Source organism: Paenibacillus sp. JJ-223, assembly GCF_927798175.1.
Lineage (GTDB): Bacteria > Bacillota > Bacilli > Paenibacillales > Paenibacillaceae > Paenibacillus > Paenibacillus hubeiensis.
Map to the genome: position 1 here is coordinate 12,647 of NZ_CAKMMP010000027.1, position 11,621 is coordinate 24,267.

Annotated in this window: 8 protein-coding genes; 5 read left to right on the top strand and 3 right to left on the bottom strand. The window is 52.4% G+C overall.

Translation table 11 applies throughout. The annotated features are described in order from the left end of the window. Window positions 1-95 precede the first annotated feature (95 nt). On the top strand, window positions 96-2,096 hold the full coding sequence (locus L6H98_RS30375; RefSeq protein ID WP_236421442.1) for a methyl-accepting chemotaxis protein: 2,001 nt from the start codon (window positions 96-98) through the stop codon (window positions 2,094-2,096). Window positions 2,097-2,181: 85 nt separating this feature from the next. Here L6H98_RS30375 and L6H98_RS30380 read toward each other — a convergent pair whose 3' ends face one another. After that, window positions 2,182-3,357, bottom strand: coding sequence for a DUF2087 domain-containing protein (locus L6H98_RS30380; protein WP_236421443.1), 1,176 nt, complete (start codon window positions 3,355-3,357; stop codon window positions 2,182-2,184). Window positions 3,358-3,575: 218 nt separating this feature from the next. Then, a complete protein-coding gene (locus L6H98_RS30385; protein ID WP_236421444.1) occupies window positions 3,576-5,549 on the bottom strand; it encodes a methyl-accepting chemotaxis protein in 1,974 nt (657 codons plus the stop codon). 262 nt (window positions 5,550-5,811) lie between these two features. Here L6H98_RS30385 and L6H98_RS30390 point away from each other — a divergent pair, with 262 nt between their 5' ends. After that, on the top strand, window positions 5,812-7,245 hold the full coding sequence (locus L6H98_RS30390; protein ID WP_236421445.1) for a serine hydrolase: 1,434 nt from the start codon (window positions 5,812-5,814) through the stop codon (window positions 7,243-7,245). 69 nt (window positions 7,246-7,314) lie between these two features. On the opposite strand, the gene L6H98_RS30395 is transcribed toward L6H98_RS30390, so the two are convergent. Beyond that, window positions 7,315-8,280 carry an AraC family transcriptional regulator gene (locus tag L6H98_RS30395; protein WP_236421446.1) on the bottom strand — a complete coding sequence of 322 codons (966 nt, stop codon included), beginning with the start codon at window positions 8,278-8,280 and terminating at the stop codon, window positions 7,315-7,317. A 216-nt stretch (window positions 8,281-8,496) separates the two neighbouring features. Here L6H98_RS30395 and L6H98_RS30400 point away from each other — a divergent pair, with 216 nt between their 5' ends. From L6H98_RS30400 to L6H98_RS30410, 3 genes are all read left to right on the top strand, one after another. Further along, window positions 8,497-9,801, top strand: a complete 1,305-nt coding sequence (locus tag L6H98_RS30400) for an ABC transporter substrate-binding protein (protein ID WP_236421447.1) — start codon at window positions 8,497-8,499, stop codon at window positions 9,799-9,801. Between the two features lie 69 nt (window positions 9,802-9,870). Further along, the gene (locus L6H98_RS30405; RefSeq protein ID WP_236421448.1) at window positions 9,871-10,743 is read left to right on the top strand and encodes a sugar ABC transporter permease; all 873 of its coding nucleotides are present in this window, start codon (window positions 9,871-9,873) and stop codon (window positions 10,741-10,743) included. 9 nt (window positions 10,744-10,752) lie between these two features. Further along, entirely contained in the window at window positions 10,753-11,619 is an 867-nt protein-coding gene (locus tag L6H98_RS30410) for a carbohydrate ABC transporter permease (RefSeq protein WP_236421449.1), read from the top strand. Window positions 11,620-11,621 lie beyond the last annotated feature (2 nt).

Below are 11,621 nucleotides of genomic sequence, written 5' to 3' on the forward strand. Positions count from 1 at the left end.
TTTCCAGATGTAGAAATGACTTGGCCTTACATATGGAGATGATGATCACATTTAGGGGCATGCGGAAATGCCATGCCAACCGAGGGGGAAATCGGATGAAACAAGGAACGAAGCACAGGACGGCCAGAGCACTGAAAATGAGAGAAAAACTGATTTTATCGTTTACGCTGGTACTGTTGATCCCAACAATCAGCCTGGGCATCATCTCCTTCCAAACGGCGGAGGCCAAAGTGGAACAAAAGATGTTCGATAGTGCGATGAGCAGCGTCAAGGTACTCAACCAGACTATTGACCAGATTATCGGCGCAACTCAGAAAAACGTCGATCTGCTGGCAAGTCAGCTGGACCCAGGCAACGTCGGCCCTAAGCAGGGCGATGAGACGGACACGATCCGAACGCTTCTGGATGCATACAAAGAAAGCCACAACGATGCGGAACTTGCCTCAATCGGCACGGATAAGGGCGTTTATGTCAATTCTCCGGTTACCGCGGTCAACAAGGCTGGATACGACCCCCGGGAACGCCCGTGGTATCAAGCCGCCATAGCCAACAAGGACAACCCCACAGTAATCACTCCATACATCTCAAGTATCACGAATAATGTCGTTGCCGCAATAGCCCAAACGACGGATGACGGTCATGGCGTTGTTTCGGTCAGTCTATCGTTAGAAGGCCTTGCCAAAACCGTGAACGGTACGAAACTTGGAGAAAAGGGTTATTTCTACATCATTGACGATCAAAATAAGATCATCGTGCATCCTACCGAGAAACCCGGTACCGAAGGCACGATGTCACCGTATAAAGATATTTACGAGCAAAAGAACGGAAACATCTCCTACTCCCTGAACGGAAATGCGGAGCATGCCTTCTTTGAAACAAACGCTACGACAGGCTGGACCGTTGTCGGTGTTATCGATGACAGTGAAGTCACGGCATCGGTACGTCCGATTTTGTACACCACCCTGGTTGTTATTGCGATTGCGATCGTTGTAAGCGTCGGCATCATTTTTTGGATCGTGCGATCGGTCACCCGGCCGTTGAACCGTCTGGTCCAGGCCACGAACGAAATCAGCGAAGGCAACTTGGCCATCGAGGTGCCTGTTCAAGGCAACGATGAACTCGGTATGCTTAGCGCCAGCTTTAACAAAATGAGCGAATCCCTCCGCGGAGTCATTCAGGATGTACGGCATACGGCCGAAGAACTAACAGCTTCTTCCGCCCAGCTGGCCGTCAATTCCTCGGAAACGACGAGAGCCACGGAACAAGTCGCCCTGATTACGGAGCAATCCGCCGCCGGCATCGAGAAGCAGGCGAGCAGCCTCAAGCATACGGCACATCAAATGAACGAGCTTGCGCAAGGCGTAGGCCAGGTCACCGGTAGCACGCAGCAAGTGTCCGAAGCGGTCATGCATGCCAGCGAACTTGCCCAACAGGGCAATGCAACCATGCAGAGTGCCGTTGCCGAGATGGGTGCGGTAAGCCTGTTGGTGGACAACATGGCCCAAACCTCGGAACGGCTCGGCCGGCATTCGGCGGCCATTGGCGAGATGGTGTCTGCAATCACCGGCATCGCGGCGCAGACCAATTTGCTCGCCCTGAACGCATCCATCGAAGCTGCGCGGGCAGGAGAACACGGCCGGGGATTCGCGGTCGTCGCCAGCGAAGTCCGCAAATTGGCCGAGCAATCCAGTCAATCCGGCCAACATATCGTCGAACTTGTCGCAGCCATTCAGAAGGAAATCGTGCAAGCGAACGAAGAAGCCCAGAACGGCAAACGCGAGGTGAGCAGTGGCATGCAATCCGTCCGCTTTGCGGATGAAGCGTTCTCTCAGATCCATCAAGCGATCAACAGCGTAAATACACAGCTCGAAAACATCGCAGCCGCTTCCGAGCAAATGTCTGCGAGCACGGCTGAAGTCGTGAATTCGATCGACCACATTCATGGAATTTCTGAACAAAATGCCGATGGCACCGAAAACATTTCGGCAGCAACGGAGGAGCAGGTCGCTTCCATGCAGGAAATCTCCTCTTCGGCCGATTCGCTGGCCCATCTGGCGCATAAGCTGCAAAAGCTGGTTGAGCAGTTCAAGCTGTAAGCCGAATTGCCACGAAATAAAAAAGGTCCTAACCGCGATTGCCGGTTAAGACCTTTTGTACGTTTTACCCTTTTGCATGCCCCAGTCAACTATGGTATCCCTTGTCGCCGTAAGGCTCGAGCTGTTCCATCCAACGTTTCAGCAATTTGGCAAGAGCATCCTTGGCATCGAAATACGGGTTATCTTCTTTTTTTAACACCTCGAGTACTTCGATCGTAAATGCCTGCTCGCCGTACTCCTTCCATTCGGCCTGAAGCTGGCGATTGAGGTGTGTGCCCATCTGGAGCATGAATTTCTGTCCGTTTATCGTTTTCAGATTCGGCGTGCTGTCTACGAACACCTTCCCGTTACGTTCATTGCGGATACAATATATACCTGCTTCGATTTTGACTTCTTTGGCCTGCTCCTGCAGTTCTTTGCGTCGATTCATTCCTTTTTTCTCTCCTTTCGCTGCACCTTTCGCCGCTTTGACGTTATTTTGTGAACTCTCCCCCAAGTCACGCAGCCAATACTCGCTGCCATCCTGCTTGCGATCCAACAGCGCGTAGTCGACCAGATATCTCCTGATCTCCGCGTAATCGGGGTACACCCGTCCCAACAGTTCATTCACCTGTTTCTCGGTATACGTCCTTCCGGATTCAAAACGCCTCGCGATTTCGCAAAGCACAATGTATTTATGTTTCTGCTGCATGTGAAAGCTGGCCAGCGGACCGTCCGTGCCTTCCGGAAAATATTTGAGAAGCACCTTTTCCCGATCCTCTTCGGAAATGTCGAACAAGGACGCGTCAATCATGCTCATCTTGCGTGTAACGGGCTGCGCCAGCTCAGCAGGCTTGTGGGTATCCTTGCTTCGAAGCAGTTCCATAAGAGCCAAAAAAATTTTGGCCTGCCGTTCCTTTTCCCTCAGCGTAAACCGGTGATTGCGTATGGTCGATGCACTGCCGATCCCGAGGGCCGCTTGCACCTCGGCATCCTTTTTTCCCTCATAAAACTGACCAAGCAGGCCACGCTGCACGTCGGAAAGTCCGTTGACGCTTTTGTCCAGCCCCAGCAAATACTCAAATACCGACCCATGGACTTTCTCGATGTGCACACGCATATATCGTTCCGATTCATAGAGCACCCCGTCTTCCGGGTAAACAATTCCCGACTCGGTTTGGTAGCCGCAGCAGACGCATACAAAAACTTCTCCCTGCTGTCGATATCCCCGCTTAATCTCTTCCAGCGAAGCGGCCTGCAGCAAAGATTCTATATTTTCCATAAAATAACCGCCTAATCGTTTGTTTATTTATAGACATTTTATTGTTTTGTTTATTAATTGTCAAACAAAACTCCAAAAACAAGCTGTTTCCCAATTCCAACTCACGCAAGACGCATCACTCGGATCATGGTTTCCCCAAAGCTCAAATCGAAAAAACCGCAGGGATTTCTGCTCCCTGCGGTTCTGTCATGTTTTTGCGACGACTTGCGCCATGTTTGCTACAACTTGAATCGTTCAATCATCTCTTGCAAATCTTCCGCCATCTTGGACAACGCAGCCGAAGAGGCTGCCACCTCTTCCATCGTGGCCAATTGCTGCTGGGCGGCGGCAGATCCATCCTCCGTACCGGCAGCGATCTGGTCTGACAGCTGAATCGTATCGTTGACGGCTTTGGTCACATGGCCCATTCCCCCATCAATGGCTCGGGACGCCGTGGATACCTCCTGGACCTGCGCGGCAACTTGCTGCACGGCGCTTCGGATAGTGCGGAAAGCTTCGCCCGCTTCCGTGATCAAAGCGGAACCCTTAAGCATGCCTTCTCCTGTCCGGGCAAAAGCCGAATGCACCGCATCCGTTTTTTCATGCATCTCACGCATCAGTTCGCTGATGCGTCCGGCGGAACGGCCGGAATGTTGGGCCAAGGACTTCACTTCTTCGGCAACAACCGCAAATCCCCGGCCATGCTCGCCGGCCCGCGCGGCTTCGATCGACGCATTAAGCGCCAGAATGTTCGTCTGCTTCGCAATCGCCGTAATATCGGCAACGATCGCCACGATCTCATCGTTTTTGGAACGCAGATCCTCAATCACCGCCGATACGGCTTCGCTTTCGCCATTCACCTGCCGGATATGCGCCACGGCCTCTTCCACCGTAACCATGCCTGCTTCCGATTTCGCTGAAGCTTCCCCGGCGATCCGTGCCGCATCCTCCGCGCTTGCCGAAATCTCTTTGACGCCATGGGACATTTCCTCCACAAGCTGTCCCGTAGCCGCGAGACTGTCATTTTGTTTTCCCGTTCCCGTCGCGGCATCCTGCATCAATTCGGCAACCTGCTCGGTAGCCCTGGAGGTTTGCTCGGAACTCGCCATCAACTGTTCGGATGACGCCGCCAACTGGCTTGACGTATCATGCACTTCGCCCAGTACGCCGCGCAGCGATGAGGTCATCGCATCGAAGCTGTCTCCAAGCTTGCCGAACTCGTCCTTGCGCTTCAACCCTACCTGCACGGTTAAGTCGCCGGAACTTACTTTGGATGCCGCCTGCGTCAGTTGGGCCAAAGGTCTATGGATGCTGCGAATCACGAAGACAAGCACAACAAGGCCAATGATCAGGGCACTTCCGACCAGTGTATACGTACGAATCATAATCGGCCTTACGGCCTCTTGCGCTTCGGAAGCGACCAGCTCGCCAACGATTTTCCACCCTGTCACCGGATTGGTATCGTACACGGCGATCATGTCCTGCCCGTTATACGTATAACTCACGGTTCCGCGTTCCTGGGTGTACATTTCATTGATGTAGCTCTGGTCGGACTGACTTCCTGATTCAATATCATAATGGAACAGGAATTTTCCGCCATTATCCAGCATGTACAGCTTGCCCGCTTTACCGATGTGCACCTCTTCGACCGAGGCTTTCAAATGATTGAGACTGACGTTGGCCCCGAACGCGCCTTTTCCGTCAGGCAGCTTGACTGCTGCGGTTACTACCCACTCGCCCGTCGTTACAGATTGAAACGTATCCGAAATGATCGGTTCATCGCTCGCCATCGCCATTTTGTACCAGCTGCGTTCGCGCGGATCATAGACCTGACTGCCCGGGTCCGGGGATTTCATCCAGCTGCCGTCTTCTGCCCCAATTGTCAATACGCCAAGCTCCTCATGGGCAGCGGACATCTGGTCCATCTTTCGTTGAAGGGCAGGCGATTTATCGATAACGTCTTTCGAAGATACCCCGGCAGCAAGCTGCGCCGCGTTTTGTTTCTCCATGTCCAGCATTTGGGTAATTTGAAAGTTCAACATTTCCGCTTTGGCATGTGCCGTGGATACAAGTTCCTCATGAACCCTTTCCGCCGCTTTCAGATAGGATAACCACCCCACCGTTACGCTGGGCACGATCAGAAATAGGAGCAATACGGCGACTAGCCGTTTTTTTACGGTTGGCCTCAGCCAGCCTTGTATCTTTTTCTTCATTATAAAATAGCCTCCATCGTTTAGCTTCACCTTTCATTTATCGGACAGTTTCCATGAAAACATTATGGATGCAGCAAAATGGTTTCATGAAATATCGGCATGCCCTTTCAGCAAGTAATCCAATAGATGAGTTGCCCGCCCCACTTTGCAGATTGTGACCGCTTTTTTGACCCCCTTTCCAAGATCGTTTACAATAACCCTTAAAGTTGGACAAACATGAAACGTTTGGAAGGAGAGGATTCGAATTTTACGCAAGCTTCAGGTGCAGGACGGCGTTATTTCTGTATTTTTGCCCGTATTGCGCATCCTGCTCGCCTTTGTTCTGGTCGCTTCCCCGGCATGGATCGGTCAGACTTCGCCAGCAGCGGCCGCGCAAAGCACAAAGGATGTTTACATTGAGGTCGATGGCATTCGGCAGCTTTGGAAAAACAAACCGCTTATCATTCAAGGCACGACGTTTGTTCCATTGCGCGATGTCGTTCAATCGTTACAAGGTTCTTTGAAATGGGATCAACGGACCCAGTCGGCCACCATCACCTCAGGCCGGGACACGCTGGTCCACAAGGCAGGGACCGATGTGATCGAGGTCAATGGCTTACAGATGAAGGCTGCCACTCACTCCCGCAACCTGAACGGAACGTTGATGCTGCCTGTACGCATGATGGCCAATGCGCTCAAGGCAGATATTCACGTAGCGCGGACGGATGCGGGCCAAATGCGAGTCAGCATCAGATCGGACCAAGTCAGCCTGCTTCACAGCGAAGTCGCCGGCGTGGACGACTACTTGCGCGAAATCCAGTTTCCCGGCATCGCGCTCATTGCTCATAAAGGCGAAGTATTGCTTCGGCAAGGATATGGTCTTGCCGATGCGCACACGCTGAATCGTCCTGACCGGAAAACGCGCATCGCTTCCCTGAGCAAATCGTTTACGGCAGCCTCCATTCTCAGTTTGGCGGAAAAAGGAAAGCTGGATGTGCAGGACCCGATCTCCAAATATATTTCCGGCATACCGGAGGGAGACAAAATCACCCTCCATATGCTGTTATCCCAAACGTCAGGCCTGCCATCCGCTTTCGGCCGTGGCGAAGGCACCACCCTTGAAGAGACTGTGGAAGAAATTCGCCATAAAACGCTGAAATTCGAACCGGGCTCTGCCTATTTGTACAGCAACAGCGGATACGTACTGCTCGCCTATGTTATTGAACAAGTATCCGGCATGAGCTATGCCCATTACGTGCAGCAAACGATTTTGAAACCGCTGGACATGAAAAACTCCGGCGAAGCGTCCCCTAAAGTGAATACGATCAGCGGGTTCGTGCAGTCCGGCGGAGAATGGGTCGAGGCCCCTTATTACGTATCCCAGTCGGGTTCGGGCACGATCTATTCCACCGTAGACGACCTGCTGAAATGGGACCGCGCACTGTATACAGACCAGATCCTGAGCCAGGATACGATCGAAACGATGTACGAACCGTACTCGGACAAAAACTACGGTTACGCCTGGATCCTCAAGGAGAACGGCGACAAAAGAACGGTCTTTCATAACGGTAGCGGCGGCGGTTTCTCCACAGCCCTCTCGCGCAACTTGTCCGATGATGTGACTATCATTCTGCTGGGCAACCATGCAGGCATGGACATGACTGCCTTGATGGACGAGGTGGAATCCCGAACGGCCCAAGCTCTGCAATTGCAATAATACCGATTCCCAATAATCAGCATGAACGCAAAAAGACGATCCTCCCGGGGATCGTCTTTTGCGTTCATGCTACTCCGTATGATGCCTGCGATACTCCAGCGGTGATATGCCGGCATGTTTGCGAAAGGCACGCGAGAAATGGTGTTGGCTCTCGAACCCGACCTGCGCCGAGATATCCTTGATCGGATAGACGGTCAACGAAAGCAGCTCCTTGGCTCGCTGCATGCGCATCAATTGCACATATTTCATGGGCGACGTCCCGAGCGTCTGCTGGAACAGGGACCTGAATTGCTCCTTGCCGAGAGCGGCACGCTCCGCCAGATCATCCAGCGTCATCGGATCGGACAAATGCGCCGCGACGTAATTGCATATTTGGAAAATCCGGTGGTCGTACATTACAGGTCGTTCAGGCAAGAAGGAACGCAGCGTCTCGAACAGTTGGAGCAGCCACGACAAGCCCAGCGTTTGCATCTTCAAATACTGGATGGCCTGGTTCGTGTCCAACCTCGCTTGCTGCAATCCGTTCACCCGCTCTTCCTTTATCGTTTCGGTGTACGACATGCATTGATCGGCGACGTTGTGCCATGATTGCAGCAGTTTGCCGAAGGCGGACGGATCAACCGCAGACGCTACCCTTGGAAAACGGTACAGGCGAATGAAATCCAGAAGCCCGATCTTGGCCTCCAAAGCAAACGCATAATAATGAAAAGGTTCCGAATCATCAATGCTCTGCCACGACTGGCAAGTTTGAGGAGGAATGCATACAATGTCCCCTTTTCCGATGATGTAAGGGGTTTGATCGTACAGGATGGTTGCTTTTCCTCCGGTAACCAGCCAAATGGCGGTATACGGGAAAACAAACCGGCCGGAATGGCCTTCCCGCACATCCCACTCCTTGAGCCATCGGATCTGGATGGAGAGCTGTTCCAGCAAGTTTCGAGTCTCGAATTCAAGACTCTGCCGGGTCTGGGAATGCCAGCGGTCAATCCGGTCCTTTGAGATGGAATCGACAGCAGGGACGGTTCTCTGCAACATCCTCCCTCCCTATTCTTAATTGTGCAAATCTGCATAATGGGTAACGATTTACGTTTTTTGAGTACATACGCTTGTACCTCTGAATGCTATAATCATAGGCATTAAATATTCAAAAATCAAGTATTTCAGTCGGAATACTTGATATGTGTTTTGACCGTACGTACGGAGAAGCACGCAGACTGTAAACGACGATAACGAACATATCTGGGGGGAAACATGTTGAAAGCAAATTCACTCATTCGCGCCATCCTGACAATGACCGCCTTAAGTCTGCTGCTTGCCGGATGCGGTCTGACGAGCAGTGGCCAACCTAACGCTTCCAGCACCGATAAGGTAGAGAACGCTGGACAAATTGTACTGAGCTTCTGGTTTCCGGGGACGGATCAGGTGACTGTAAACGCTGTAAAGGCGTCTATCGAAACGTTCGAGGAGCAGAACCCAAATATTAAGGTAAATCTAACCTCTGTCCCTTGGGACCAATATTTCCAGAAACTTGCCGTCGCGTACTCCGGTGGAACGCAACCGGATGTGCATGGTCTCGGCTTCGGTCAGCTCATTTCCACGGTAGATCAGGGCAAATATCTGAACCTGCAGCCATACATCGACAAAGACCAGTGGGAAGGGACAACCGACTTCTACCCCGATATCCTCAAAGCAGGCCAGTGGGAGAATGGACAATACGGGCTGTTGATACCGGATCTCCGCCCACTGGCATGGCGTAAAGATTATTTGGCCGAAGCCGGCCTGGATCCGGAATCTCCGCCGCAAACCCTCGATGAGCTGTTCCAGTACGCCGATCGGTTGAAAGTCGTGCAAAACGGCCAGACGGTACGCTCCGGCTTGGATATTCAGACGAGCAACGGAGAGCAATCCTATCTATCCCTCCTGCTCCTATACGGAGAGAATTTTTACGACAAGGAAGGCAATCCGACCTTTGATTCGGAAACCTCCATCGCTCTGGTTGAGAAACTGGTCGAGCTATACAAAGCGCGTGTATTCACGGCAAGCAATCAGCAGCAGACCGGAGGGACACCTTTCGCTCAAGGTCAGGCCGCGATGGCATTCGTCTCTCCTTCCAATACCGCATCCTTGATTCAATCCATCGGAAAGGAGCAAGTGGATTGGGCCCTTCCGCCAGCAGGACCGAACGGAGAACGCACATCGCTGATGCTGGGCACGTTCCTGACAGCAGCCAAGGCTTCCAAACATCCGGAGGAAGCTTGGACTTTCATCAAGTTCTGGTTCAGCCCGGACAATCAAATGGCTTATACTTCCAAGACCGGAGCACTTCCGCCTTTGCAATCCATTCGAGACGAATATCTGACGAACTTCCCGCAAAATCAAGTGATCTATGAAGCGATGAACGATGCACAAGGGTATATCGCCTCCAAATACTGGTCAGTAAACATCAAATATCTGAGAACGGCCCTCGAAGAAGCCTATAATGGCTCCAAATCGGCGGAAGATGCTTTGACTACTAACGCCGAGCTTGCGCGGGACGAAATCAAGTCCATCAAGTAAACATGAGCACCCTAATTCGGTATCATGGCTGGATTAGGGGCATCTCCATGGCCCAAAGGACGTGTAACGATGAATAAAGGCTTGAATCGCGTTTTCCCGTATCTGTTCGTTTTTCCGAGCATGCTGCTATTCGTATGGTTTGGGCTGATTCCAATCGCTTGGATCGTCTACCTGAGCTTCACTGACTACTCCATGCTGCAGCCTCCCGTATGGAAAGGGCTCGACAATTATGCACGCCTGCTCCAAGATCCGCTGTTCGCCAAATCGGTGGGCAACACCGCATGGTACTGGCTCGGCACCGTATTGCCCTCCATGGCCATCGGCCTTGTTCTGGCTGTGCTCATGTCCATGCGACTGAAGCTGCTGCCCCTCTTCCGGGCTTTGATCTACTTGCCCGGCACATTGTCTTCCGTTGCCGTTGCCATGACATGGCTCTGGCTGCTGGATCCGTCCAGCGGACCGGTGAACCGCTGGCTGTCTTTCATGGGCGTTGCCGGACGCAACTGGCTGAATAGTCCGGACACGTCCCTTGCTTCCATTATCGTGATTGGCATATGGACAGGCATCGGATTTTGCATGATCGTGCTGCTCGGCGGCATTCAAGGCATATCGGTCAGCCTGTATGAAGCCGCCGCGCTCGATGGCGCTTCCGGATTACGTCAGTTTTTTCACATCACGATTCCCCTCCTGAAGCCCATGCTGTTGTTCCTGTTTATCATTGCAACCATTCGGTCGTTTCAGGTTTTCGATCTGGTATACATTCTGACCGGCGGCGGTCCTGCCAATTCGAGCACAACGATCGTCAGCCAGATCGTCAATGCCAGCTTCCAAGAATACCGAATGGGATACGCTTCGGCGATGGCCGTCTTTTTGCTGCTGGTCACGCTGGCTGTCACGCTGCTGCAATACTGGATGGGCGGACGAAATTCTGCCTCAGATTAGGAGAATGACATGAAACCGACAACATTCGAACGAATTTCAGCCTATGCCGCACTCGCTTTCGTCACCGCGCTGTCTATTCTGCCGCTCCTGGTGCTTGTCTTCACCTCCTTGAAGGGGGATGACGAGTTTGGATTGGGCAGAACGACCATCTTGCCTTCCGGCTTGCAATTCGATAATTATGCCCGGGCGTTGGGCATGGCGGAATGGGGTCTCTTTTTCCGCAATAGTGCTATCGTTACTGCTGCAGCTGTAGCGGGCAGCCTGTTGTTAAATACCCTTGCCGGATTTGCTTTCGCCAGGCTCCGCTTCCGAGGAAGCCAGTTCATGTTCCTGCTGCTGCTGCTCGGCCTCATGATTCCGGCGCAAGTCACCATCATTCCCCAATTCCTGCTGCTGAAGTCTGTTCCATTCTTCGGCGGGAACGACTGGCTTGGAAGCGGCGGGACCGGCTGGCTGGACAGCTACTATGCCTTGATCATTCCCGAGCTGTCCGGAGCGTTCGGCATCTTTATGGCACGGCAATTTTTCCAGCAGGTGCCGAAGGCGCTGGACGAAGCGGCATATATTGATGGAGCCGGTATTCTGAGATTGTTTTTCTACATCTATATCCCGCTGAGCGGGCCGATGCTCGGTACACTTGGCATTTTCAAATTCGTTGCGGTGTGGAACGACTTCTTTCACCCGCTCATCTACACCAGCAGCCCGTCCATGCGAACAATCCAGCTGGGCCTTCAAGTTTTCCGGGGCGAATATCAGGTGCAATACAACCTGTTGATGGCCGCTACACTGATGGTGTCTTTGCCCATCGTCATTGCCTTTTTCCTATTCCAAAAACAATTCATCCGCAGCGTGGTATCCTCGGGTGTGAAAGGATGATT

What these genes read in the sequence shown, in the direction of transcription:
- L6H98_RS30375 (WP_236421442.1), top strand. Translation starts at nt 96, where the DNA reads ATGAAACAAGGAACGAAGCACAGGACGGCCAGAGCACTGAAAATGAGA.
- L6H98_RS30380 (WP_236421443.1), bottom strand. Translation starts at nt 3,357, where the DNA reads ATGGAAAATATAGAATCTTTGCTGCAGGCCGCTTCGCTGGAAGAGATT.
- L6H98_RS30385 (WP_236421444.1), bottom strand. Translation starts at nt 5,549, where the DNA reads ATGAAGAAAAAGATACAAGGCTGGCTGAGGCCAACCGTAAAAAAACGG.
- L6H98_RS30395 (WP_236421446.1), bottom strand. Translation starts at nt 8,280, where the DNA reads ATGTTGCAGAGAACCGTCCCTGCTGTCGATTCCATCTCAAAGGACCGG.
- L6H98_RS30400 (WP_236421447.1), top strand. Translation starts at nt 8,497, where the DNA reads ATGTTGAAAGCAAATTCACTCATTCGCGCCATCCTGACAATGACCGCC.
- L6H98_RS30405 (WP_236421448.1), top strand. Translation starts at nt 9,871, where the DNA reads ATGAATAAAGGCTTGAATCGCGTTTTCCCGTATCTGTTCGTTTTTCCG.
- L6H98_RS30410 (WP_236421449.1), top strand. Translation starts at nt 10,753, where the DNA reads ATGAAACCGACAACATTCGAACGAATTTCAGCCTATGCCGCACTCGCT.